The 25,464-nt window shown below is 45.0% G+C and carries 17 protein-coding genes; 11 read left to right on the top strand and 6 right to left on the bottom strand.

Going from position 1 to position 25,464, the window contains the following annotated elements; genetic code table 11:
* Positions 1-72: 72 nt before the first annotated feature.
* From BC643_RS12070 to BC643_RS12025, 10 genes are all read left to right on the top strand, one after another.
* Positions 73-1,323, top strand: coding sequence for an efflux RND transporter periplasmic adaptor subunit (locus tag BC643_RS12070; RefSeq protein ID WP_120274256.1), 1,251 nt, complete (start codon positions 73-75; stop codon positions 1,321-1,323).
* Positions 1,324-1,398: 75 nt separating this feature from the next.
* Positions 1,399-1,764, top strand: a complete 366-nt coding sequence (locus BC643_RS12065; protein WP_120273328.1) for a four helix bundle protein — start codon at positions 1,399-1,401, stop codon at positions 1,762-1,764.
* Between the two features lie 65 nt (positions 1,765-1,829).
* The gene (locus BC643_RS12060) at positions 1,830-2,528 is read left to right on the top strand and encodes an ABC transporter ATP-binding protein (RefSeq protein ID WP_120273327.1); all 699 of its coding nucleotides are present in this window, start codon (positions 1,830-1,832) and stop codon (positions 2,526-2,528) included.
* 88 nt (positions 2,529-2,616) lie between these two features.
* The gene (locus tag BC643_RS12055; protein WP_120273326.1) at positions 2,617-5,007 is read left to right on the top strand and encodes an ABC transporter permease; all 2,391 of its coding nucleotides are present in this window, start codon (positions 2,617-2,619) and stop codon (positions 5,005-5,007) included.
* A gap of 21 nt (positions 5,008-5,028) precedes the next feature.
* Positions 5,029-7,494 (top strand): ABC transporter permease, encoded by a 2,466-nt coding sequence (locus tag BC643_RS12050; protein WP_120273325.1) that lies wholly within the window; start codon positions 5,029-5,031, stop codon positions 7,492-7,494.
* A 110-nt stretch (positions 7,495-7,604) separates the two neighbouring features.
* The gene (locus tag BC643_RS12045; protein ID WP_120273324.1) at positions 7,605-10,034 is read left to right on the top strand and encodes an ABC transporter permease; all 2,430 of its coding nucleotides are present in this window, start codon (positions 7,605-7,607) and stop codon (positions 10,032-10,034) included.
* Between the two features lie 479 nt (positions 10,035-10,513).
* On the top strand, positions 10,514-12,931 hold the full coding sequence (locus BC643_RS12040) for an ABC transporter permease (protein WP_120273323.1): 2,418 nt from the start codon (positions 10,514-10,516) through the stop codon (positions 12,929-12,931).
* A gap of 39 nt (positions 12,932-12,970) precedes the next feature.
* Positions 12,971-15,295: an ABC transporter permease gene (locus BC643_RS12035; protein WP_120273322.1), complete on the top strand. Its 2,325-nt coding sequence runs from the start codon at positions 12,971-12,973 to the stop codon at positions 15,293-15,295.
* A 21-nt stretch (positions 15,296-15,316) separates the two neighbouring features.
* Complete coding sequence (locus tag BC643_RS12030) at positions 15,317-17,662, top strand: ABC transporter permease (RefSeq protein WP_120273321.1); 2,346 nt, start codon at positions 15,317-15,319, stop codon at positions 17,660-17,662.
* Between the two features lie 257 nt (positions 17,663-17,919).
* A complete protein-coding gene (locus tag BC643_RS12025; protein WP_147377211.1) occupies positions 17,920-18,906 on the top strand; it encodes a DUF4097 family beta strand repeat-containing protein in 987 nt (328 codons plus the stop codon).
* A 121-nt stretch (positions 18,907-19,027) separates the two neighbouring features.
* Here the strand turns inward: BC643_RS12025 and BC643_RS12020 are convergent, their stop codons facing one another.
* Both BC643_RS12020 and BC643_RS12015 read right to left on the bottom strand, forming a co-directional pair.
* On the bottom strand, positions 19,028-19,234 hold the full coding sequence (locus tag BC643_RS12020; RefSeq protein ID WP_120273319.1) for a hypothetical protein: 207 nt from the start codon (positions 19,232-19,234) through the stop codon (positions 19,028-19,030).
* 305 nt (positions 19,235-19,539) lie between these two features.
* Complete coding sequence (locus tag BC643_RS12015; protein ID WP_120273318.1) at positions 19,540-20,547, bottom strand: YeeE/YedE thiosulfate transporter family protein; 1,008 nt, start codon at positions 20,545-20,547, stop codon at positions 19,540-19,542.
* A gap of 374 nt (positions 20,548-20,921) precedes the next feature.
* Between BC643_RS12015 and BC643_RS12010 the strand changes: the two genes are divergently transcribed.
* Positions 20,922-21,578 (top strand): hypothetical protein, encoded by a 657-nt coding sequence (locus BC643_RS12010; protein ID WP_120273317.1) that lies wholly within the window; start codon positions 20,922-20,924, stop codon positions 21,576-21,578.
* Positions 21,579-21,651: 73 nt separating this feature from the next.
* On the opposite strand, the gene BC643_RS12005 is transcribed toward BC643_RS12010, so the two are convergent.
* The 4 genes from BC643_RS12005 to nudC all read right to left on the bottom strand — a co-directional run bounded on the left by BC643_RS12005 (position 21,652) and on the right by nudC (position 25,328).
* Positions 21,652-22,725: a sensor histidine kinase gene (locus BC643_RS12005; protein ID WP_120274255.1), complete on the bottom strand. Its 1,074-nt coding sequence runs from the start codon at positions 22,723-22,725 to the stop codon at positions 21,652-21,654.
* A gap of 119 nt (positions 22,726-22,844) precedes the next feature.
* Positions 22,845-24,035, bottom strand: coding sequence for a hypothetical protein (locus BC643_RS12000; RefSeq protein WP_120273316.1), 1,191 nt, complete (start codon positions 24,033-24,035; stop codon positions 22,845-22,847).
* Positions 24,036-24,210: 175 nt separating this feature from the next.
* On the bottom strand, positions 24,211-24,411 hold the full coding sequence (locus BC643_RS11995; protein WP_120273315.1) for a CDGSH iron-sulfur domain-containing protein: 201 nt from the start codon (positions 24,409-24,411) through the stop codon (positions 24,211-24,213).
* 44 nt (positions 24,412-24,455) lie between these two features.
* Positions 24,456-25,328 (bottom strand): NAD(+) diphosphatase, encoded by an 873-nt coding sequence (nudC, locus tag BC643_RS11990; RefSeq protein WP_120273314.1) that lies wholly within the window; start codon positions 25,326-25,328, stop codon positions 24,456-24,458.
* Positions 25,329-25,464: the final 136 nt, after the last annotated feature.

The raw sequence follows: 25,464 nt of genomic DNA, 5'->3' as shown, positions 1-25,464 counted from the left end.
GGTAAGCGCATGGGACGAAGAGTGCCCAACTTGAAACTTAGAACTAAAAACTTGAAACTTTAGCATATGTCAATGGATCGCGTTATAGAGAAGAAAAAGGGATTGAGACCCAAGCACCTGCTTTGGGGAGCAGGGGTACTGGTGTTGCTGCTGTTGCTTTACCAAATCCTTTTTGCCAGTCACGACTCGGTTTTTCGGGCCGAGCGGGACAAGCTGACGATCAGCTCGGTTGAAAATGGCCAGTTCAACGATTACATCACGATCATTGGCCAGGTTGAACCAATTACCACGATTTACCTCGACGCCGAAGAAGGTGGCCGTGTAAAAGAGCGCTTGATTGAAGAGGGCTCGATGGTGAAGGAAGGCGACATAATCCTCCGGCTGGAAAACCGGCAACTTTATCAAACCATCCTGAACAGCGAGACCGACCTGGCAGAAAAGGAAAACTACCTGCGCCAAACCCGCATCAACTTTGAGACGGAGTTGATTTCGAGTCGACGAAATATTCTGGATAACGAGTATCGGTTGACACGTAAAAAAAGGACTTACGAACAATACGAGAAATTGTATAAAGAGGAGTTGATTTCGAAAGAAGATTACCTGCAAGCGAAAGAGGATTACAACTACGAAGTGAAGTTGCTGGAAATTAACAAGCAGAAGGCGAAGAACGATTCGCTGATTCAGTTGACATCGATGAAGACCTTGGAGACCGACTTACTTAAGATGCGTCAAATGCTTGGACTGGTTCGGGAACGATTGGACAACCTGAACGTGAAAGCACCCGTCGACGGGCAGTTGGGGATGTTGGATGCCGAGATCGGGCAATCTATTTCGCAGGGACAACGGATCGGGATGATTCACGTGCTGACCAGCTTTAAAGTGAAAGCCAAAATTGATGAGCATTACATCGACCGGGTTCGTCGCGATTTGGCAGCCTCGTTCGAAAGAAATGGTGTAAATTACCGGATGATTGTCAAAAAAGTGTACCCGGAAGTTCGTGACGGCCAGTTTGAAATCGATCTGATATTTGATGGTGACACGCCCGAAAATATTCGCGCGGGACAGACCTATCACGTGAAGCTGGAACTCGGTCAAAGTGAAAGTGCCCTGTTGCTGTCGCGTGGCGGATTTTTCCAAAGTACCGGAGGACAGTGGGTTTTTGTGCTGAATGAAAACGGCACTGAGGCCGTGAAACGTTCTATTCGGATTGGCAAGCAAAATCCACAGTATTACGAAGTGCTGGAAGGACTTCAGCCTGGCGAGCAAGTAATCACCTCGAGCTACGAGCTGTTTGGAAACAACGATAAAATCGTGTTTAGGTAGGAGCAAAGTGCTTGGGGCGAGGAGGTAAGGGTTAGAGCGAGGAGTTTGAATTATTGCAATATAAAACATAAACTTATGGCTCACTTTAGATTTATGGATTTGGAGATCTGGAAGGATGCAGTTGGATTGAACGATAAACTTTCGGATTTAGCTGAAGCGATGTCGGATGCAAAGAGCTTTCGGGTGGCAGAACAACTGAGAGCGGCATCCTTGAGTATTTCAAACAATATCGCAGAAGGTTCCGGCTCCTTTTCGTCGAAGGACTTTGCCAACTTCTTAAATATAGCCCGTCGTTCTGTTTTTGAAACAGCCAACATTTCAATAGTCGCTTATCGGAGGGGATTTATTGAAAAAACGAAACTTGACGAGATTCTGGAGGAGATGGAAATCCTCAGTAAAAAGATTACAAATTTTAGAAAAGCAATATTAAAAACTGAGTAATTGAGTAACGGCGGTTGGACTCTGTGCCCTTTGCCCCAAGCTCTTTGCTCTATGCCATTACAGCTATGATACGAACAGTCAACCTAACCAAAGTATTTCGCACGGAAGAGATTGAAACCAGTGCGTTGAATCAAGTGAGTCTGCATGTCCAGAAAGGCGAGTTTGTAGCCATCATGGGGCCGTCGGGTTGTGGCAAGTCAACCTTGCTCAATATCATCGGTCTGCTCGATAATCCTTCGGGCGGCGAGTATTATTTCGACAGCCAGGAAGTTGGCAAGCTGAAAGAACGAAATCGTACGCAGTTGCGGAAGGGCAACATCGGTTTCGTGTTCCAAAGCTTCAACCTGATTGACGAATTGAATGTGTACGAAAATGTTGAGTTGCCACTAATCTACCTGAAACTGAAAGCCAGCGAGCGCAAGGAGATGGTGGAGAAAGTACTCGAGCGCATGAAAATCAGCCACCGGCGCAAACACTTCCCGCAACAGCTATCGGGGGGGCAGCAGCAACGCGTGGCTATTGCCCGCGCAGTGGTAGCCAATCCGAAACTGATCTTGGCGGATGAGCCAACCGGTAACCTCGACTCGAAAAACGGTTTGGAGGTGATGAACCTGCTCACGGAACTTAACCGGGAGGGAACGACCATCGTGATGGTGACCCACTCGCTGCACGACTCTGAATTTGCTCACCGTGTTGTCAACCTGTTCGACGGCCAGATTATTACCGAAGAAGTGAAAAAGCAGCTGGGCGAAGTGTTGCTGTAGTGTTGCTGAGCGTGGGGTAGAGAGCCGGAAGAATTTAGGCTGAATTTGACTTGATGAACGTTGCATCAGTCTCAAAAAAACCAAAGCCATGAAAAAAATCTATATCAAACTAGCCATCCATAATCTGCTGAAGCGGAAGAATAATATTGCCATTAGCCTGATTGGCTTGGCGATCGCTTTTGCAGCCATTTTCCACATCTATTCGACCCTGAGTTTTGAAATGGGCTACGACAGTCACAACCAGAAGGCTGATCGCATTTACCGGATCAGTGGCGATATTGTGGCCGCTGAAAACACGATGACGCACGCTGTGCTTGGTCCGCTGATGGGGCCAGGGCTGAAAAGCGAATTTCCGGCTGTTGAGAATTTCACCCGCCTAGTTCCGGTTCATCAGGCGGTGAAGCTTGAAGCCGATGAGAAGATATTTGAAGTTGAGGAAGCATACACTGCCGACTCGACGGTGTTTGATGTTTTCAGCTTTCATTTCATTTACGGCAATCCGCAACAGGCACTTCGTAATCCAAATGAAATTGTTCTTTGCGAAAGTTTGAGTCACAAATTTTTCGGGACGGACGACCCTATTGGGAAAACGGTCATTCGTGACGGACAGCCACTCACTGTTGCGGGTGTCGTTACAGATAGTCCTGAAAATGCACATCACAAACTCAATGTCTTATTTTCGATGGGTAATCAGTGGAGCGACTTGTCCGGAATTCCGGCGATAAAACTCTCGGAAGCCTATTGGATGCCGGTTAGCTATGTGTTTGTGCTCTTGCATCCGCACGCAAAAATTCAGGACATAACCGATAACTTTCAGCCTTTCTACGAAAAGTACATGGCAACCTTTGGAAAGGCGATCAATGCGACGTTTGAACCGGTTGCTATTCCGCTGAAGGATTTGCATTTTTCGCGAAACATGAGTTACGATTATCCGAAAGGAAGTCGAACTTACTCGTATATTTTTATCGTCATTGCGTTTTTCGTGCTGTTGACGGCCTTTATCAACTACACCAACTTGCTGGTTTCGCAAAACCTGGTACAGTCGAAATCCATCGGTATTCGAAAAATCAACGGTGCTAATCAATTGGGAATCTACCTGCAGTTTTTAATGAATTCGGTGCTCGTTCTTTCTGTAGCACTGGTTTTTGGCGGCATGCTGTACTGGATTTCTTTGCCGCTGTTCGCCGAAGTTTCGATCATTCATGCTGCCCCGCTATCGATAGTAACGATCATCGGATTATCGGCTGTTCTACTAATTGGGCTTGCTTTGCTGGCATCATTCATTCCGTATTTTAATCAGGCGAAAAAGTCCGGGCTGAAGTTGCTTGTCAGTCGAGAGCTGTCGAACACAAATAAAGGGCAGCTAAACTTTGGCCGCATATCCACCGTCGTGCAATTTTCTTTGTCCATCATTTTGTTGATTGCCGCACTGACCATAACCAAGCAGCTGGACTTCCTGACGAAAAGCGATATGGGATTCGATCAGAATAATGTGGTTTTACTGAAGTTGAATAAAACCATTTGCACGACACAGGCAGTAGCGTCGCTGAAGCAGGAGTTGGAGCGAAATCCGTATGTCGAGTCTGCTGCTTTTTCCGCACACTCGCCCGGCGAAGTGCTGGGAAGTTTACATTTCGAGATTGACCGGGATGGAAAAAAGGTGTCGAAAATTGTCAATAGCATGGGCATCGACTACGATTACATTCCACTAATGAAGATGGAGTTGGCTGAAGGTCGTAACTTCGATGTAAGCCGTGCCGATGATAATTTTAAGTCGGTAATTGTGAACGAAGCAGCCGTTGACTTTTGCGGACTTACTCCGCCCATTGCAGGTCAACAAATTGAAGGCGTTACCATTGTCGGTGTATTGAAAGACGTAAGTTTCAACTCGCTGCATAACCAAACGGAACCTTTGCTGTTTTTTCTCGATGCGCAAAAAGTCGGTTATATGAATGTGAGGCTGAAAGCGAATGCCAAGCTTACAACTGCGGTAGAAGGGGTACAGCAAGTTTGGAAATCTTTTTACAAAGATGAACCTTTCGATATGCAGTTTCTCGATAATCGGGTGAAAATGTTGTACAACGACGACTATGCCAAGAGTAAGTTAATCAAGGTTTTTACAGTCGTGATTTTCCTGATCTCGTTGATGGGACTTTTTAACGTGGCTGTGATGCAAACCCGGCAGAAAACCAAGGAAATTGGCATCCGAAAAGTGAATGGGGCCCGCGTATCCGAGGTCATGAATATGCTGAACCGATCCTTTCTTTTGTGGGTAGGCATCGCCTTTATTATTGCCATTCCGATTGCCTGGTACGCCATGCACCGATGGCTCGAAAACTTCGCTTATAAAACCGAACTCAGCTGGTGGATTTTTGCACTGGCGGGCCTAATGGCTTTAGCGATTGCCTTACTAACGGTGAGTTGGCAAAGCTGGCGGGCAGCTACACGAAATCCGGTGGAAGCATTGCGCTACGAATAACAACTAATTAACCTAACTGAAATGAACGTATTGATCAACTTTATATTCCGGCGAATTTGGAGCAGTAAAACCAACTTCCTGATCAACCTGCAGGGTTTGAGCATTGGCATGATTGCCTTTTTGTTCATTGCTGTTTGGATCATCTCGGAGAAAAGCTACGATCGGTTTTGGGATGAAGCTGATAACATGTATCGGGTGGAGTTGCAACGCAGGGCCGCCGGCAACGAATTGACGAATACCGCACGAAATTTTAATGGTGTGGGGCCAGTGCTTCGGAATGAGTTGCCTGAGATCGCGGCTGCCACACACCTGGACAAAGATATTATCACGGTTTTTACGCCAACAGCCAGCGTTCAGAACGTCAATATGTTTTTCACCGATTCGTCCTTTTTCAAGGTGTTCCCGAGACCATTACGGAGCGAAAATCCGGAGCAAATCTTTGGAGATATTCACAATGCGATTATCAGTCGTTCGCTTGGAGAAAAGTTATTCGGAACCGCAGATCCGCTTGGGCAATCCTTCAAGCTGAATGAAGGTTGGGAGTACAATGTAGTGGCTGTTTTTGACGATGTACCTGAGAGCAGCCATATCAAGTTCGACCTCATTCTTCAGCGGAAAGCACTCTTGTATTACATGCGCAATTTCGATTATACAACCGGCATGCTCGATAATAGCCGCCTGTCTTCATTTACGGTGGCCGATCCCTATTCTGAATCGCAGTGGAGAGGAACACGTGGTTACACCTATGTTCGGCTGAAAGAAGGAAGCGACATTAAGCTAGTCGAGCAAAAATACGCTGCAGCAATTGCTCCTTGTGTTGGGCAGTTCGTGGCGAATAACGAAACCATTCAATTTAGTTTCAAGGGCGTTCCCGATATTCATTTGGCTGAAAGTAAAGAAGGCGAAATGTTTGTCAATGGAAGTCGTGTGAGGCTTTGGGCTTTTGCGCTGATTGGCTTTTTGTTGATCATTACTTCGCTACTGAATTATGCGAACATTGCGGTGGCTTCATCAATGAGCCAGCTGCAAAGCCGGGGAATACACCGTGTTTTGGGAGCCAACCGGCGGGTGTTTTATTTGACGGTGTTGTTGGAGGCTTTTGTTTTCAACCTGATTGCCGGGGCAATTAGTTTTCTGCCGGCAGTAATTTGCCTGAGACATGGCTGCCTTATTGCGGGTTTTGAATTTTTCCCGACAACGTTTGGGACTATTCTCACGATACTTTTTGGGCTGATCGTTTCAGGAACATTGCTGGGATCGATTTATCCCTTTCTGTTTTTGGAGCGGCGTTTAGTGCAGGCCAATGCCAGTCTGAAAGTTACAGCCAGAGGAGGTGGTGTTCATTCTACCCGGGCATTGGTTGTTTTTCAGTTTGCGGTTTCCATCTTTTTGATCATTGGAACGATTTCGATCTTCAAGCAGCTTCAGTTTATGGAAAAGAGCTCGACCGGGATGAACATGGAGCAGACCATGGTTTCGTTCAGCCCAATGACGATGATTAAGAAGCCGGACGAGTGGACCAAGCTGGAAACTTTCCGCAACGAAGTTCAGAAGATACCGGGCGTGAAAGCCTTCACCACTGGCGAGATTGTTGCCGGCAGCGACTATCACCGATCCAGCGACCGGGTTTGGTTGCAGGATGGTGAGGAAAGCAAGTTCCCGTTTGCCATGGCCCATGTCGACTACAATTATTTCGACTTCTTCGATATGCAGACGGTGGCAGGTTCGCTTTTTAATGTTGAGTCGAAAAAAGATGGTCGCGAAGTCATTTTGAACGAGTCGGCTTGCCGGCAGATCGGTTTGAGTCCGGCAGAAGCGGTGAACCGGTTTTTGCAGGTTGATGGTATGCCGCGACGTATTGTGGCGGTTGTCGGGGATCATCACCAGCTTTCGCTGCGCGAAGCAATTAAGCCGGCATTGTTTTTCAATAGCCTTGATTGGAACCGCACCGTCGGTTACTACTTTATCAAAATTGCACCAACCGGTCAAGCTGCGACTATTGCAGCCGTTAGCGATTTGTGGCGGAAATTGTATCCACAGGAAGAATATCATTTTTCATTTTTGGATGAAAATTACCAGGCAGCTTACCAGGCAGATGTCAATTTTGGACGAATCTATCTGCTGCTGGCACTGCTAACGATTTTTATTGCCTCCATGGGACTCTATGCGCTGGCTCGGTTTGCCTCCAAAGTTCGGGTGAAAGAGATCGGCATCCGAAAAGTCAATGGAGCCAAAATATCAGAAATACTCATCATGCTCAACAACGACTTTGTTCGTTGGGTAGCGATCGCTTTTGTGATTGCGATGCCCGTTGCCTGGTACGCCATGCACCGATGGCTCGAAAGCTTTGCCTACAAAACCGAACTCAGTTGGTGGATTTTCGCTTCGGCTGGTTTGCTGGCATTGGGGATTGCCCTGCTGACCGTGAGCTGGCAAAGCTGGAAGGCGGCTACACGAAACCCGGTGGAAGCATTGCGATATGAGTAGTCAGAGTTTCACTTAAAGTGAAGCCCTGACTAAAAGTTTTGCGAGTCGAATAGAAATCCGTTTGATTCCGATTTTTCGGGATGGCGGTATAATTATAAAAACCAATAGCGATGTATACAATAAAACAGATCCTGCGATTGATAAATAAGAACAAAAGAACGACGTTGTTGCTGGTCTTTTCGCTGTTCGTTGGATTGACAACTTACATCTTGATTTCGGCCCGTGTCAGTTATCACCAGTCGTTTGACCGGCAGATTCCCGGCTATCAGAATATTTATCGGGTTGTATCGTCGGCATACACTGACAACGTACTGACGGTTAGTCAACCACGTTGTCAGCGGGCGTTGGGCGAAACGCTGAAGGAAAAGTATTCCGAGGTTGAGATGACCGGGTACCTATGTGGTCTTGTCGAAGATCATTTCAAGATTGGCGACGAAGCTTTTACCGACGACAAGGCTTATCACTGCTCCAATAGTTTTTTGCAAATTTTCAATATTCAGCCGCTGCAGGGTGATGTGAAAAACTTGCTGACCAAACCTTATACTGTCATCATTTCCGAAAGCTTTGCCCAAAAATACTTCCCGGGAGAAGATCCGATTGGCAAAAGCATTCTACAATATCCGGGTGGGCATATCGAGGTTGAGGCTGTTTTCAAAGACTTGCCGGCGAATTCGCATTTCCATGCCGACATGTTGTTGTCGTTTCACGATAACATGCATTTGCCGCCGCCACTGAAGGAAAATTGGGGAGAGTTTGCTTTTTATACCTACCTGAAGTTGAATCCGTCGGCAGATATTCGGAAGATCGAGGATGCCATGTCTCAGGTTTCGCTCGAGCACAACCAAAACGACATGAAAGATTCCCGGAGTCGCTATTCCTTCAATTTGCAACCACTGACGAGCATTCATACTCAATCGCATTTAAAAAACGAAATTGAGCCCAATATCCGAGGCGACTACCTGTCAATTTTAAGGTTAATCAGTATTTATATACTGGTGATTTCTGGCTTCAACTACATTTATTTTTCGCACACGCGCATCCTCAAAAACTCGGTACAATATGGCGTCCGGAAGGTTTTTGGTGCAAAGCCGGCTGCGTTGTTCCGGATCTTCCTGGTAGAGTCGGTATTGATTCACCTGGCAGCAGTGGTCTTGTTTCTGATCACGTACACGTTACTCAAAAGTGTCCGGTTTTCGCTGTTGCAGGAAACTGATCTGAGTAGCCTATCCGCAAGATTTTGGATGGGAGTGGCGTTGGTTTTTGGGGCCAGTGTTATTCTCAATCCAACAATCATCTTATTATCCATTTACCGTAAGAAATCATTGTCGTTGCTGTCCCGGCAAAAGTTGAATTATAGCTCCGGCTATTCCTACCGGCAGTTACTCACGGTCGTTCAATTTGTGATTATTGTATTCCTGTTGACCTCGATTGTTGGGATCCAAAAGCAACTGGACTACCTGAAAACGCGCGATGCCGGAATTGATGTTACGAATAAACTGGTCATCAAATCGCCTGCAAACCTGTGGCGTGATAACAAGCGTTTTGTAAATCTTGAAGCTTTTGAGCAGGAACTTACCAAACTCCCGGCAGTAAAAAGTTTGTCAATTTCGAACATAGTTCCGGGCGATGTACCTTCGTTCAACTTCAATGTTTCGGACGGGCAAAGTGGTAGTTCGGTAAAGACAGCTGTATTTCTGGCTAACCGAAACTTTGTGAACGCCTATCGTATGAAGATGATTGCCGGTGAAAGCTTTTTTGACCAAGGTTGGAACGGGGCTGAAAAGGTGGCGAAGGGATGTATTCTGAACGAAACCTGTTTACATCAGTTAGGCTACTCGAATGCGGAAGAAGTAATTGGCCAAAATCTGGCTCTCGGTGACGAAAGCGGGCTGGACAATATTGAAACCCGTGTGGCCGGTGTTTGTGAGGACTTCAACTTTACGTCGGTCAAAGAAGCTCCCGGACCAGTAATCCTGCTGGACTGGACGCAAAAGATTATGGTCGGCCGATACACGCTCGAGGTTTATCCGAATATTGATAAAACTGCCCTGCTGGCGGAAGTTGGCGAACGCTTTGAAAAGACCTTCCCCAATTTTTCGTTCGATTACTTCTGGTTGGACAATTTCTACAATCAGCAGTTTGCGCAGGAAAGTTCGGTGGAGCGAAGCCTTCGGGAGTTTGCGCTGCTGTCAATCATTTTGGGGATTCTGAGCCTGTTTTCAATGGTTTGGCACATGTCTGTTGCCCGAATCAAGGAAATTGGTATTCGAAAAATTAACGGGGCTAAGACGAGTGAAGTCATGATTTTACTGAATACCGATTTTATGAAGTCGGTACTCATCGCTTTTCTGATTGCTGTTCCAATTGGCTGGTACGCTATGCACCGATGGCTCGAAAGCTTCGCTTATAGAACCACTCTCAGTTGGTGGATTTTTGCTTTGGCTGGCTTGCTGGCATTGGGAATTGCACTGCTGACGGTGAGCTGGCAAAGCTGGAAGGCTGCCACTAGAAACCCGGTGGAGGCCTTGCGGTACGAATAATAAGTCTGAATCAGGATTTACGGGATGAAGGGATAAACAAGATTTTAATTGAATGAGTATGGCTACTAAAATTGATGATGATTTAACCCGCAATCTATCGAATAGGGCGATGTTTACTTGTTCGCTTCTGTCCTGCAAGCCTCGAATTAAGGGGATAATCCGGAAATATTAATCCAGAAAATCCGACAATCATGGCTATCCTGATTGAGATTATTTTGGTAAATATTTAGACAGAAGTTGTCAATAATTTTGACATTTCAGGGCTATTCTATTTTGCATGGTGTTGTTTTTCAGATTTATATGTTTTCGGTACGGTTTTCGAAACTTATTGATTACTAAATTTGATTGGAGATAAAATTCTTTTGGATTATTCGTGATTTTGATTGCCTTAATCATGGTTTCCGGGTAATCCTAAAAGCTGTCACGCGAGACTCGGTTGAGGCACTGCGATATGAATAAATATAATTAAAGGAAAAGCGATGAGAACGAGAATTCAATATGCCCTCAGAAACATTAACCGAAACCGGTTAAATGTAACCATAACGACAATTGGACTTTCCATGGCTTTGGCAAGTACGCTGATCATTTTCTTGTTTGTAGGGCAAGAACATTCCTATAATCGTTTTCACGAAAATGCGGACCGGATTTTTCGACTCAATTATGAAATTACTTCGAAAGACGGTACCAGGGGCTCAAACATCCTGGTTAAACCGGAGCTGGCAAAAGCGCTGGAAGATCGAGTTCCTCAAATAGAGCACTGCACACCCTTCCGGATGGGTTATATGGCTCAATTGGATCTGGAAGAAAAAAACCTGGGGGTTAAACTTGGTATTGCAAACCAGGAATTTTTCGACATGTTCAGTTTCAATCTTTTAAAAGGGAACCGCAATGATCTGCTGGTCGATCCGACCGATATCGTCATTACAAAATCATTGGCTCAAAAAATTGCGGGCAACGATTCCCCGAACTATGATGAACTTATCGGGCAGAGTCTCGACTTCACTTTTATAAAAGATGTGAGTTTTACGATCACGGGGATACTTGATGATGTTCCCAGAAACTCGACGCTCGATTTTGAGGCGATGATTCCATTTGACTATGAGGGTTCTTTCTGGGAATCAAATAATGGCTTTGGGAACTCCATTCTATTCTACGAACTGAAAAAAGGAGTAGACCCTGAACAAGCAAATAAGCTGATTTACGCCGAGGTGAAGGATTTCTATCAAGAGGATATTGAAAAGTCTCAAAAGGATAATTTTCTCCAAAATTCATCTGACTGTTTTAGAGCTTTTGCGTTGCCGTTGAAAAGTTTGTATCTCGATAATACGGTTGACGGTGCGTCGTACCAGCTTACCGGTAGCCGCTCGCAGTTGCGGATTCTGACCATCGTGGCTTTGCTTATCTTGTTCATTGCATTCAGCAATTATATCATTTTAACGATTGGGCAGTTCTTCAAAAAGGCGGGTGAAGTCAGTGTTCGAAAATCGATGGGCGGGAAAAATATCGATATTTTTAAGATGTTCCTGACAGAGAACTCGATTACGATACTCATTTCTTATTTGGTGGGTGGAATCCTCGGGTATGTGTTGATCCCCGTATTCAATCATATTTCTGAAAGCCAGATTTATTTCAACCTGGTCAATATTCCTTCGCTGGTTCTGTTCGCCATCTTATCAATCGTTTTATTGGTTGTGCTAACCAGCTTGATCCCTGTTTTTATATTCAGACGGGTTAAACCGACGCTCTTAAGCACAAAAAGGTTGTTTGCAGGGAAAAAAGCAGGGGCATCACAGGTGTTTGTTGGCTTGCAATATGCGTTAACCATTGTGCTGATTATTGCTACTATTTCCATTAACAAGCAAACAAATTATTTAAAGAATAAGTCCCTTGGTTTTTCGGAGAAGAACATCCTTTCGGTAGATGTGCGTTATTTGAATCAGTCGACCGCTGCTGTTCTGCGAGACATGCTACAAAAGGAAACCGGTGTTTTAAATGCCTCGCTGACTAACCGGGATTTTTTCGACGGATATTCAACGCGCACATTTAAGGTTTCCGGGTCGGAAGTTTTAACGACTTACGTATTCAAAGCGGATCATTATTTTATTCCAACGCTGAATTTAAGTTTGTTAGCAGGAAGGAACTTTACCGAAAGTAACGTGGTTGAAAGCGACAAGACAATCATTGTAAACGAGGAGTTTGCGCGGAGAATGAAGTTTGATACTTCTCCGGTTGGACGCATCGTGGATGACGGCAATAGTAAATACACAATTATCGGTTTGGTGAATGACTACCAGTTTTTAACCTCACGGGAGAAAATCGAACCGATGATCTTGTATGCAAGAACCAACATGGGAAATGGTTATAGCTCCGTTTTGGTAAAATACAATCCACAGAATCTCGACAAGGTAATTGCTGCGATTAAAGCCGGGTGGAAAAAGATTGATACCAAGGAAAGCCTGAACTACACCTTTTGGGACAAAGAATTGGAAAGTCGCTACAAGTCAGAAGAGCGTTTAAGTAAAACGATCCTTTATGCGTCAGTCATTGCAATCGTCATACTATCCCTGGGATTATTTGGTTTAACCGTTTTAATATCGGCACAGCGAACCGGTGAAATCGGTATCCGGAAAGTGAACGGTGCCAGGATAGCGGAAGTTATCATCATGCTGAACAGCAATTACCTCAAATGGGTACTCTATGCTTTTATTTTGGCCTGTCCTATAGCGTGGTATTTAATGCACAAATGGCTCGAAGGCTTTGCCTATAAAACCGAACTCAGCTGGTGGATTTTTGCACTGGCCGGTCTGCTGGCATTGGGAATTGCACTGTTGACGGTGAGTTGGCAAAGCTGGCGTGCTGCCACCCGAAACCCGGTTGAGGCACTGAGATACGAATAGCAAAAGCAAGTCTATATTCTAACCTAAGGATTAATTTTTATGAGGCACTTTTTTGTGACAATCTGGAGTTCGATTCGCAAATCAAAACAAACCAATTTGTTCAATCTGATCGGTTTGTCGGTATCGTTTGCTTCGTTTGTTTTATTGTCGATTTATCTGTGGAATGAATTTACGTTTGATCAGTACAATAAGAATTTCAGGCAGGTATATATGCTTGAATTGAACACGAAGGAGAATGGAGAGAATGAGTCAAACTATTGGCTGCCAAATCCAATGGCCGATTATTTTGCCGAGAATATACCGGAATTGTCTACCCTTTGTTCGTTTGCTTGGGGGCCCAATGTTTATTCATTGGAAAAAGGTGGCGGTGAAGGAGTGAATATTTCAACTCGGGCAGTTGATTCCACTTTTGCAGAAATGTTTGATTTGCACATGAAATATGGGGGACTGAAATCGCTGGCTGGAAACGATGGTATTCTACTTTCCGAAAACGCAGCTAAAAAGCTGTTCGGTGATGATAATCCTGTTGGAAAAACAATTTATGCCGACTTTCAAACACCTTATATCATTGAGGGCGTGTTTTATAATCTTCCACAGAATTGCTCATTTCAACAATTCGAAGCATTTAGCTCTTTCCCTACGGCAGCGTGGACTGCTAGTTGGGAAGAATACAGTTTTAATCATTACTACCAATTACCGGCGGATGCTTCGTTATCGGAAGTAATTCTTAAGATGAATCAATCACAATTTGTAAAAGATTGGAAAAAGGATTCAACAGACGATTTTTCATTTAGCTTGTTGCCGGTAAATGAACAGCATTTTAACAAAGAGCTGGGTAGCGGAAATCTGCTTTTTGCCCGGTCGCTGGTCTTGGTTGCTTTGCTGCTGTTATTTATGGCTTTTGTCAACTACCTGAACTTTGCCATTGCAAATGCTCCTAAACAGCGCAAAGCAATCAATGTCCGTCAATTTCTCGGAGAATCGACAAAACGATTGTTGATGTTGTCCATTGGAGAGTCTGCGTTTATCATTAGCCTGTCATTTATCGGGAGTATCTTTCTCAGCGCCGGAGTATGTTATTTTTGGCCAGATATCTTTTCGTATGAATTTCGCCTCGGGAATTATGTCCGGATCTTTGTATTGTGCTGGGTATTGGTCCTCGTGTTGGGGGCGATTGTCGCTTCGATCCAGACTCGAATGAATGGAAATAGGTCGCTGGCAAGAGCATTAGACCGAAATTTGCCGCGAGGCCAGCAACGCAATTTTACAGGAAAGCTATTGACGGTTTTGCAATTCGGAATTTCAATTTTTCTTATTATCAGCGTTTTATTTGTTGAAAAGCAGGTCCGCTTTTTTAAAAACTATGATCTGGGATTTTCAAAAGAGAATATTGTGATTGTTGATATTCCGCAGGCTATACAAGAACACGAAAGTGCGTTTGTGAGCGAATTGGTAAAGAATAACGACATCATCGATTATGCGTTTTCTCAGTTTATTCCGGGAGGAGTTGGTATGGGCTGGGGACGAGAGATCGATGGCAAAACGATTAATTTCAATTGCTGGCCGGTTGATGAACGCTATATGAATTTCATGGGATTTGAGATTATGGAGGGCAGGGGATTTTCAGAAAATCTTAAAGCAGATGAAAATAATTTCATCATGAATGAGGCCGCTCTGAAAGACTTTGGATGGGATAAACAAGCCATCGGTAAGCAGATTCCTGGCTTTGGATTTAGCGGTACCCTGATTGGAATTGTAAAAGACATGAAATATGCCTCGTTAAGAGAAGAGGTTACTCCATTGGCATTTTGGCTAACCGAAACACGCCACAATAAACTTAGTGTTAAAATTTCGGGTAAGGATGTCTCTGGCACAATTGCTCATATTCGTGAGGTTTATAGCCAATTCGATAAAAACCATGCATTTAATTATCGGTTTATGGACGAACAGCTTGATAATATGTATAAGGCTGAAGAGAAGCAAGCACAACTCATTTCTTTATTTAGTATCGTGTCTATTCTCATATCTGTTATTGGTGTTTTAGGGTTGGCAATTTTACTTTCAGAATACCGAATAAAGGAAATTGGAATACGGAAAGTAAATGGAGCTAAAACAGGCGAAATTATAGCGATGCTAAACAATGGTTTTGTAAGGTCGGTCATGCTTGCTTTCGCCATCGCTTGTCCGCTTGGTTATTACGCCATGAGGAAATGGCTCGAAAGCTTCGCCTATAAAACGGAACTCAGCTGGTGGATTTTCGCGTTGGCTGGCGTTCTGGCGCTGGGAATTGCTTTATTGACGGTTTCATTTCAGTCGTATAGAGCGGCTACGCGAAACCCGGTTGAAGCATTACGATACGAGTAGCCCTAACTTCAAAACGAACGAATGATGATTAGACATTTTATACGAATTGCACTCCGGAACATCAAGCGCCGAAAAACACTTTCTGTCATCCAGATCTTGTGTCTCTCTGTTGGTCTGGCGGCTTTTATCCTGGTTGCCCGCTACGTGCAATATGAAAAAGACTACGATAAGTTTAACGCGAACTATGAACGAATCTACAGGCTTCAATCGTATAAAGAGACCGATCGGCTAGCTGATACCGGGCAGTCGGTTGTTCCCATGGCCAACTACCTGAATCAAAATGTCCCGGCCGTTGAACTGGCCATTGCTACCAACGAAAGCTGGGATGAATATCTCTCGCCTGACAATAAGCATGTTTACATGGAGCACTTCGGGATTGTTGCTCCATCCGAAATATTCAGCCTGTTTTCGTTTGAGTTGATACGGGGCGATAAGGCAACGGCGCTCGACGATCCCAATTCGATTGTGTTGAGCGAAACAATGGCCGAAAAATATTTCCCGGGTCAGGACGCCATGGGGAAAAACCTATTCGATGAGCAAAAAAAGAAGTTGACCGTTACCGGGATCATGAAAGACATACCCGAGCAATCATCGCTAAGTGCGTCTTACTTTCGGTCGAATGCTGATTTGGTGAAAAGGCAGGGGAGTAACTGGGGCAACAGTTCGTACGAGATCTATGTTTTGCTTCGTAAGAATACAGATTTTGAAGCAGTGTCGGCCCAGATTTCCGATGTCCTTCAGCAACACGATCCCAATTCAAAACATTTGGCTTACCTGCAGCCATTGAGTCAATTACATCTGAAGGAAACAGCTCGCGATGATCGTGGTGCCGTGATCTATTTCTTTTCGTTTATCGGGATTCTCACCCTTTTGCTGGCCTGTGTCAGTTTTATGAACTTGACGACTTCTTTTTCAACCATGCGATCGGTCGAGATTGGAATCCGTAAAGTATCGGGCAGTAATCGCAACACGATTCGCCTGCAGTTTTTAACTGAAGCCATCGTGATTGCCTTGCTGGCCTTTGTGTTGGCCATTTTGATCGCCTATTTAATTTTGCCGGTGTTTAATCTTGTTGTTAACCGTAGTATCCAACTTCAGCTGGTACAAAATCCTTTGCTGATTCTGTTTTTAGTAACCGTAGTTTTAGCCAGTGGTTTTGTTGGTGGCAGTTATCCGGCGCTCATTTTGTCGAGCTTCAAGCCGGTAACGGTTCTGAAAGGAAAAAGTCCGCTCAAGAAAGGTAAGCTGAGCGGATTAAATGCCATGGTTTACCTGCAGTTTATTTTGTCGGTCGTGTTAATTACCTCGAGCATCTGGATGTTTAAACAGGTTAATTTTCTGAAAAATAAAGACCTGGGTTTTCAAAAAGAAAGCCTGTTGCATTGCGCGCTGCCAGGTATGAAAACCAACATTTCCTATACCCAGGTTCGCGAGCGTATTCTGCAGAATCCCGGTGTTGAAGATATGACGCTTTCGATCAATGCACCGCTTCATTCAACCTGGGGGCGAGATGTCAGCTACGAAGGAGGGCCGGTTGATGATCGTACTTTTGTACGATGGAACGCGGCCTGCGATAACTTTATTCCAACCATGGGAATGGAGCTTGTTCAAGGGCGCAATTTCTCCGATGATTTTGCGGCCGATGGCAATTCGTGTTTGGTGAATGAAACGGCCGTGCAGAAGTTTGGCTGGGACAATCCCATTGGGAAATGGATTGACAACGGTGAGCAGCAATACACCGTTATCGGTGTGATCAAGGATTTCAATAATGACGACGTGCATAACCCGATATTACCTTATTTTCTATTGTTGCGCGACGAAGGATTCGCGGGGCACAACGACCTCACCTTTAAAGTCAATCCGAACACAACAGCAAGTAGCCTGGCTCATATTCGTTCGGTGCTTAGAGAAAGCTTTCCGGGGGTGTTATTTGAGGTGAATGGTTACGATGCAGATACAAACAGGCTGGATCTTCGAATATGGGGCAGTGCCAAAAACACCTTTGCTTTTTTTACCATCCTTGCTGTCTTCATTGCGGCAATCGGCTTGTTTGGACTGGTGGTGTTTGCATCGCAACGGAGGGTGAAGGAGATTGGCATACGAAAGGTGCAGGGGGCCAAAGCCGAGCAAATTCTTCCGCTGGTTACCCGGCAGTTTTTAATCCTCGTGTTTGCAGCCAATGTGATTGTCTACCCGTTGGCAAAATTGATGGAGAACGTCACGCCAGGGCAGTTTAAATACCAATTTACAGGCTTCGATTTGTTGATCGTTTTGGGGATCTCGTTGTTGGTGACCATCGTTGCAAGTGGTTACCAATCACTCAAGGCGTCGCGCATAAATCCGGTTGAGGCATTGCGGTACGAATAAACGGTCGGAATCAGGATTTGCAGGAAGAAAAGATAGACAAGATTTCAAAAGACGGAAAATAAAAGACGAATCAAATAATAACTGACAATCTTAGCTCAAACAGTTGGGTGGTAAAAAGATTATTTCGGAAGTATTAATCCTGAAATTCCTTTCATCGAGCAAATCCTGATCAAATAATTGTAACGGATTGGAAAGTTAAACGTCATTGGATTGATAGCCTGGATTAAACACGTAAATAACAAGTTATGAGAAAACCGATGAAACGAAAATTGTACGCGATGATAGCGCTCTTCACAGCACTGTTGTCTCTGAACGGATATGCCAAAGCCGATGAGGCCACGATTACCAAGACCTTTGATTTGAACCAACCGGGAACATTGAATGCCTCGTCGTCGGGTGGCGGAATTGTGGTACAAAGCCACAACGAGGCTACTGTAGTCATTCAGGCCTACGTGCGGAAGAGTGGTCGCCTCCTGTCGCCTTCGGACGATGACTTGAAGGAGATACTCGAGGATTTCGATCTCGACTTCTCGAAAAGCGGTTCGGTAATCACGGCCGTTGTGAAGCGCAAATCGCGGATGAACTTCTGGAATAACGTGGGCATTTCGTTAACCATTACCGTTCCGCGAGAAATGTCGTGTAACGTTTCGTCGAGTGGTGGCGGTTTAAAAATTTATGGGGTTGAAGGTACACACGAATTTTCGAGCAGTGGTGGTGGTGTGGAACTGGCGAATGTCAGCGGAACAACCGAAGCCAAATCGTCGGGTGGTGGCGTGAAGGCTACTAACCAAAATGGAGATGTCCGCTTAAGTTCCAGCGGCGGTGGCGTTTCGGTGGACGGGGCAGATGGGCGTGTTTATGCCCGCAGCTCGGGTGGTGGTGTGCACCTTAAAAATATTCACGGTGAAGCAGAAGCTTCCAGCAGTGGCGGCGGCGTTACCGTTTCGGGCGAGGCATCGGCCGTGAAAGCCAAATCGAGCGGTGGCTCTGTGAAGGTTGACATTAGCGGGCTCACCAAAGAATTGTACCTCGAATCGAGTGGTGGTGGCGTTGATGCCGTCATTCATGGTGGCGAGAAACTGGGTATGGACCTCGATCTGCATTCTGACCATGTTCATATTGAGCTTTCCAATTTTTCCGGAAAGTCAGAAAAGAATAAAGTTGAGGGAACAATGAATGGCGGCGGTATCCCGGTTCACATGCATGCATCAGGCGGCAACGTGAACGTGACTTATGGCGATTAGTATTCCTTTTAGACGGCTTGCCACAGCATAGTAAGTATTCTTTCTAATAAATTGCGAAGTAAGCAATTCGGAAGTCAATCATCGGGCTTTCAATTGCTTACTTTGCCATAACAAATATTGCTTAGTTTATCTCCTGGATAACTGCATCAAACGATTCGTTTTGAGTGATATTCGTCAGTTCTTTACCTCCCAGACTATCTAAACCTCCTTCAATCTCATCGCCAACATTGACGATAGAGCATCCAACTAGTTCGAAAACAGATACAATACTGTCGGTTTGAACTTCGTAAAAACCATCTAAACGAGTTTTTTTAACAACACCTTTCATAATTTTTTAATTTAGTAAAATAACAATGTTAGTTCAATGATCTTAGACTTAAAATCATTGCTAGTTTGGCGGAATAATGTGCGGGTAAAGGTATTTAAAAAGGGAATTTTAAGATCTCAGGAAGTGAGTCATTTAAAACAAAATTAACCAACCGAATTAACGTCAAATAGAAGAACAAAAGTTCTTTTAGTCGGACTGTGGTAGCATTTAGTTTACGAATATAAAACTAAAGATTCAGCAAGCGATATAACCGATATGTTTTTCGAACGTAAATATGGCTTCCGTGCGGCAACCAGAATTTATATTTACCGATAAAAGTACTTTCCGGTAAGCAACAAGCCTGCAAATACAAATGCGCCAAAAACGAGGCTACTCACAGCCAGTTGCATTCCCCCCGAAATGACGTGACCGCTTGTACATCCTCCGGCCATTCGTGCTCCGAAGATTAAGATCAGGCCTGCAAAGAAAGCCCAAATAGTACGACTCGCTTTGGAGGAACTACGATATTGTTGCCAATTGGAATGAACAACGGTAAACTTGAATTCGCCCCGGAGCTTTGCAATGACAAAGCCTGCCAACAGCGCTCCCAGCAGGAAGATCATTTCCCAGTTTCCCGGGGTTTTGATTTTTGCGAAATATTCGTTCGCGGTACTGCAGGTCAGCGAGTCTGCCATGTACGGAAAAGATGTGGACGCTCCGATCGGTCTGTTCTGCCCGGCCTTCAGAAATACAATACCATTTAACACCGCCAGGGCGATTCCGGCATAAAGCCATTTTTTGTCTTTCGGATTCTCGCTTTTGGTGTTCAATTTGAAAGCGATAAACAGTAACGTTGCGGCAAACAGGATGACAACAACTGTAAACAGCACCGGGCTTTCAATTAATCCAGAGATGGAAAGTGCGCCCCAGTTAGGTCCAAGTACCCCTTGCAGAGAGGGATAAAGTTGGGTAAAGATCCATCCACCAAGCAAACCTCCGACCAGACCTGCCAATGCATCCAGCGATCCTTGTCCCAACGATATCACCATTGTTCCAGGGCAGTATCCCAAAATGGCCATACCGACGCCAAAAATAAATCCGCCGAGCATGATGCCCGTTGCGATAAAGGGTTTAATGTGATAAATCGTCAGTCCGAAATGCATTTCGAGTGCCAATAATACGGAACCAAGGCCAATGGCTGTTAGAATGGCTTTGGCAACGGTGAAGTCCCGGAGCATAGCCATGCCACTAATAACGTTGTATTTGTTCAGGTTCGCGTAGGCGATAATCGCTCCGAATAAAAATCCCAATAATAAAATTACAAATGTTGTCATATCTCTCTTGTTTTGTGGACGTCAAGAGGCAGGGAAGGAATTAATCGCAGGCAAAAATGGTTGGAAACAATTAATAGAGTCCTGTCGCCTGAAGCATTTTTGTACCAGTAAATGTAAGCTTCATTTCCCGTTTTTGTTATGATTTATTAATAAATGCAGATAATTGTATGTGTGGTTTAAGGATAAGTTAATAAATGAGCATTTGCTCTAAATGATATCTTGGTTTTGCCAGGGAAGATTTAGCAAGAGGCAGGATGCTGATCCAAGTCTACTGCATAACTGTCGAACCAGTTTTCTGGACTCAATTCCCTTCCAGCAAGCATTTTGTTTTCTATCATTTCTATTGTAATTTAAGTAATCGTAAAAACGCTGTCATGAAAGGGAAAGTATGGTTGTTTCTGTGGGTGGTTTGCCTGCCTGTTTTGTTGGTGGGGCAATCGGAGTTCGACGCAAGCGATCTTTTCGAGGATTCGTCGCAAACGCATCAAAAAGCATTTACGCTGTTTCTGTCGGCTGCGCATTTGTCAGCCAACGAACCCTATCCCTCTACCTACGCAGGAGGAATGAAAATTCGAATGTTTTTGGGTGAGCATTTCAGTTTCGATTCAGAAATTCTGTTCGGCAAGGACCATAACCAGTTTGGTGTCGGAACCCTGGGAATTCCGCTATGGTTGCTGGGTGCGAGCATTATTGACACGGAGGACGGGTCGTGGGAGGGAGCGCTCTTTCTGGGGGCTTTAATGCTACTGTCGGCTGAGCATATGGCCTACCATATTCCGGCCAACAGTCGGCTGGACATTTCGCCCTACGTCAGCTTTTTAAGGATTAAAGAGTTTTCGGGATTGGACGAATCTGAGAGTCCGGACGGACTCCAAAGTCCGATTTGTTTCGCCTTGGGCTTGGAAATCAATAACTATTTTAAGCGTTTTGTTGTAGCTCCCTATGTTGATTATAATGTCGCTTATTCGGGCGGATTCAGGGGCTTTAATATCGGGATCAATATTGGCTATCATTTCCCTTACAAGCGGTGATGTTCTGGATGAATAATAAGGCAGGCATCCTTCTGAATTTCTCTTCCCAACTCCTAAAGGTTGGTTTATTCAGTTATACGTCCTTTAAAAAACGCATGATAAATTTTGCTCCTTGATCCAGTTCGCTTTCGAGGCTTATTTCGCCGCCCATGGTGGTAATGTGATTGTGTACCAGGTATAGGCCTATTCCTTTGGCGTCCTTGGAGTCGTTGAATTTTTGCTGCAGTCCGAAAACTTTGTCTTGAACTCGGGGCATGTCAAATCCCTGGCCGTTATCGGTAAAAGTCAGACGTATTCTTCTGTCGTCCTGTTGCGAGCGGATCTGAATGACCGGGTTACTACCCGGGCGAGAGTATTTAATCGAGTTAGTCAGGAGATTCAGAAACACGCTTTCCATGTAAGCATTGTTGAACTTGATATTAGGAGCCTCGGAAAAGTCAACCTGCAGTTCTGTTTTCGATGTCTCGAGTAAGGTGCTGATCGAACGAAGTACCTTCTGAAGACATTCTTCGAGATCAACTTCTTCGTAGTTGGCGAGAGTTTCGTGTTTCTGATTTAAGGTGTCGATGTAGTTGTCCAGCGTTTCTTTCAGACATTCCCCCGACAGTTTTAAAATATTGATGAGCTCAACCGCGTCCTGATCGTCGATCGTTGAGATATCGAGTAAATCCAGCACGGCCAAAACGTTGTTTACCGGCGATCGCAAATCGTGAGAGGTCGTGTATGTCAATTGCTTCAAATCCTGATTGACGTGGGTGAGCCGGGTAAGTAGTTCGCTGCGATCTTGTTCCAGTTTCTTTTTGTGCGTAATGTTTTTGGCAATCGCAAATACCAGCTTCTCTCCTTGAACTGGTAAGGAGGTCCAGGCCAGCCATACAATTTCGCCGCTTTTGGTAATGTAACGGTTTTCGAAATTGTAAAGTGGTCGTGCTTTATGCAATTCACTGCGGACTTTATCGGTCAGCGACTGGTCTTCCGGATGCACAAAGTCATTAATTGGTCTCGCGTACAACTCTTCAAAAGAGTAGCCTAGGACTTTAGTGACTGCCGAATTGATCTTCTTAAAGTATCCGTCGAAGCCGGCAATACATAACAAATCCGGAGAGATTTCGAAGAAATGCTCGTAGTTAAACCCTGTTTCTTTCATCTTCATTAATTTGCGTACAAAGTTTTTGGGAAACTGTGATCATTTAGAGGCGCACAAAAAACACTCCTTCAAAAACAGCGGCGAGGGAGGAAAAGTTTATTTCAGAGCAAATTAGGAGGTTACGGCTGTTGCAGCTTTTTCAGTTCCTCCGTAAAGCGGAGAACGTCCGGATTATTTGGTTCTGCCAGCCGGTATACCATGAGCACCTGCTCTAGCTGAGCGGCGTCGCCACGGGCAACAAACTGCCGCGAATAGGAATAACAAACGATGCCAAGGAAACCAGTCAGGCGTTTATAGGCCATTTGCTGAATGACATCGGGCTCCGTTTCGGCCTTTTTCTGTAGAACACTGATCTCATTCGTCCACCAAAGCGCATCTTTTTCGATCAGCGCCTGGCTCAACTCCTGGCGGGTATTCATCTCAAACTGCAGACTTTTCCCAAGTGCTTCGAGCTGTTGTTGGTAGGCAGTGGAGCCGGTCAGTTCGTTGGTGTTTTTAGAAAAAGGAACAAGCGCTTCGAAAGCGGGAACCGAAGCCATGTTTCGACTGCTACAAGCCGCCTGCAGTAAGTCGCCCGTTAGCATCAATGAATCGATTCGCTGTTGTTGCCGTTCCACGTAATTTGTCAGCTTGTCTTTATTTGATTCATTGGACAATTGAAACCATCCCCAGGCATCAGTCAGACGATCTGCACCTGGCCATTCGTGCGAGGCATGCGTGAGCTCGATATGCACATTAACCGGTAAAAGTTCCGGATTGAAAAGATATTGAGCTGCTTCCGAAAAGTTAAAGTCATCCATGCCGAGGATGCCGATCACCGGGCAGGGAATGGTGCGCAGTTCATCCGGTTGGGCAAACGCACCTGCAGCAATAACACCCGACACCCGGTGCGAGCCGGCATAAGCCAGTGCCATTCGCGCACCGCCCGAAAAACCAGCAAGATAGATGCGATCTGACACCGGGTAGCGTTTTCGGGCATCGGTAATCAGTTTATCAAGTTCCGCCATGAAATTCGGATCGTTATTCTGAATTCGGTTGGAAGCGATGATTATTGCCGGGTATTGTTCGGCGGCTTGTTGCAGGTGTTGCATCGCTGTTATTCCGGAACCATGAGGATCAATGGCAATAAGCAAAGGCCACCCGTTTTTCGGTTGATTGTCTTCCGGTAAATACACTTCATAGTCATCGCTTGTCGCAGTCTGCTGTTGTTGTGGGCTTATTGCTTCTTTTTTAGTTGAAGAATGGCAGCTGCTCAAACAACTGAAAATTGCCAGGCAGACGAGTAGGATAGCTTTTGACGAAAAGGACATGGTGAAGACTTCTATTGAAACTCAAAGATACTAACCTAATGGTAAGCTGGGATTGAGGCACAAAAAAAAGACAGATGGTTTGCCGCTTTTGCTGCAAGTCATCTGCCCGCTTTCGACATTACCGGATAATCCGGTTTGTGTCTTTTAAGTTGATTTGAGATTGTAACGAAAAGATTTACCCTTTGAAGCCGATCTTTTTGTGTGTACCATCGCAGAAGGGCTTGTTCGACGAGCCACCGCAACGACACAGATGCGGGTTGGTGTACTCTTTTGTTTCACCATCAACGGTGGTGATGTTTACAACTCCTTCAACCAGGTAAGGACCATCTTTAAAAAGTTTGATAGTCACAGCTTCTTTTTTTGCTTCTTGACTCATGATAAATGAATTTAAATATTGTGATTCTGTAAATCTTCTATTCTCTAGCGCTGCAGTTGCTTTTCCACAAGGGCAAGCGAAGCGATGTTCAGCTCACCCTTTTCGAACTTTTCAATCATCTCGCCGGCGATGCTGGTATTGTTCGGAACGTTGGGCAACTGCCCCCGCGAGAACCAGCCCGCTTCAACGATCTCCTTGTTGTCGATCACGATTGGCTGCCGGTCGTCGGCCTCCGCAACAAAGCCCAGCATCAGCGAGCCCGATAGGGGCCAGGGCTGGCTCGCGTAATAATGCAGTTTGGTGATTTCCAGTCCAACTTCCTCCTTGATCTCCCGGCAAACAGCTTGTTCCAGCGTTTCGCCAATGTCCACATACCCGGCAATTAGTGCAAAACGGTTGTTGGTGAAACTGGCGTTTCGGGCCAGCAGGATTTTGTCGTCGCAAATGATCGCAGTGATCACGGCCGGCGATATTTTTGGGAAAACCAAGTTTTTGCAGGAAGGGCACACAATGGCACGTTCGTCAGCTTTCAGTTGCATGGGAGATCCGCATTTACCACAAAACTTGTTTTGCTTGTACCAGTTCATCAGCTGAAAAGCTGCAAGTGCAGTCCACGCAATTTCAGGCTGGTCGATGGCCCGTATGAAATTCATGTCCTTGTATTCGAAATCAGCCGAGTCGATTTCCGGTTTTCCCGAAATCAAAAAACAGGAGGCCTCGTTCAGTGAAAAAAGGAAGGTCGCCGATGTTGTGTCAACAGCGGGAAAATCCTTTTTCTTCGGAATGAAGAATTGATCTCCTGTCGGTTTTACTAACAGTTGATTGTTTTCGAAATAAAATAGCCAGTCTGAATCAGCAACAAGCTGGTTGGCTTTGTATTGATTGTCGAATTGGTGTGGAAAAATATCCTGGATCATACAGTTTAAACGACTTTAAGTTGACGTTGTGGAGATCAAAATTAGTTCACATTGTCCCTCGTTGTCATTCGAAATGCCGGATTGGACCGCTATTTAAACTAGACTTTAGAAACGGGCGTATTTCCTTCCTGGTAAC

Source organism: Mangrovibacterium diazotrophicum, from assembly GCF_003610535.1.
In the GTDB taxonomy this organism is placed as follows: Bacteria; Bacteroidota; Bacteroidia; order Bacteroidales; family Prolixibacteraceae; genus Mangrovibacterium; species Mangrovibacterium diazotrophicum.
Note: the sequence above shows the minus strand (reverse complement) of the source record. Positions and strands in the feature narration are given on the sequence as shown.

What these genes read in the sequence shown, in the direction of transcription:
- BC643_RS12070 (WP_120274256.1), top strand. Translation starts at nt 73, where the DNA reads ATGGATCGCGTTATAGAGAAGAAAAAGGGATTGAGACCCAAGCACCTG.
- BC643_RS12065 (WP_120273328.1), top strand. Translation starts at nt 1,399, where the DNA reads ATGGCTCACTTTAGATTTATGGATTTGGAGATCTGGAAGGATGCAGTT.
- BC643_RS12060 (WP_120273327.1), top strand. Translation starts at nt 1,830, where the DNA reads ATGATACGAACAGTCAACCTAACCAAAGTATTTCGCACGGAAGAGATT.
- BC643_RS12055 (WP_120273326.1), top strand. Translation starts at nt 2,617, where the DNA reads ATGAAAAAAATCTATATCAAACTAGCCATCCATAATCTGCTGAAGCGG.
- BC643_RS12050 (WP_120273325.1), top strand. Translation starts at nt 5,029, where the DNA reads ATGAACGTATTGATCAACTTTATATTCCGGCGAATTTGGAGCAGTAAA.
- BC643_RS12045 (WP_120273324.1), top strand. Translation starts at nt 7,605, where the DNA reads ATGTATACAATAAAACAGATCCTGCGATTGATAAATAAGAACAAAAGA.
- BC643_RS12040 (WP_120273323.1), top strand. Translation starts at nt 10,514, where the DNA reads ATGAGAACGAGAATTCAATATGCCCTCAGAAACATTAACCGAAACCGG.
- BC643_RS12035 (WP_120273322.1), top strand. Translation starts at nt 12,971, where the DNA reads ATGAGGCACTTTTTTGTGACAATCTGGAGTTCGATTCGCAAATCAAAA.
- BC643_RS12030 (WP_120273321.1), top strand. Translation starts at nt 15,317, where the DNA reads ATGATGATTAGACATTTTATACGAATTGCACTCCGGAACATCAAGCGC.
- BC643_RS12025 (WP_147377211.1), top strand. Translation starts at nt 17,920, where the DNA reads ATGAAACGAAAATTGTACGCGATGATAGCGCTCTTCACAGCACTGTTG.
- BC643_RS12020 (WP_120273319.1), bottom strand. Translation starts at nt 19,234, where the DNA reads ATGAAAGGTGTTGTTAAAAAAACTCGTTTAGATGGTTTTTACGAAGTT.
- BC643_RS12015 (WP_120273318.1), bottom strand. Translation starts at nt 20,547, where the DNA reads ATGACAACATTTGTAATTTTATTATTGGGATTTTTATTCGGAGCGATT.
- BC643_RS12010 (WP_120273317.1), top strand. Translation starts at nt 20,922, where the DNA reads ATGAAAGGGAAAGTATGGTTGTTTCTGTGGGTGGTTTGCCTGCCTGTT.
- BC643_RS12005 (WP_120274255.1), bottom strand. Translation starts at nt 22,725, where the DNA reads ATGAAAGAAACAGGGTTTAACTACGAGCATTTCTTCGAAATCTCTCCG.
- BC643_RS12000 (WP_120273316.1), bottom strand. Translation starts at nt 24,035, where the DNA reads ATGTCCTTTTCGTCAAAAGCTATCCTACTCGTCTGCCTGGCAATTTTC.
- BC643_RS11995 (WP_120273315.1), bottom strand. Translation starts at nt 24,411, where the DNA reads ATGAGTCAAGAAGCAAAAAAAGAAGCTGTGACTATCAAACTTTTTAAA.
- nudC (WP_120273314.1), bottom strand. Translation starts at nt 25,328, where the DNA reads ATGATCCAGGATATTTTTCCACACCAATTCGACAATCAATACAAAGCC.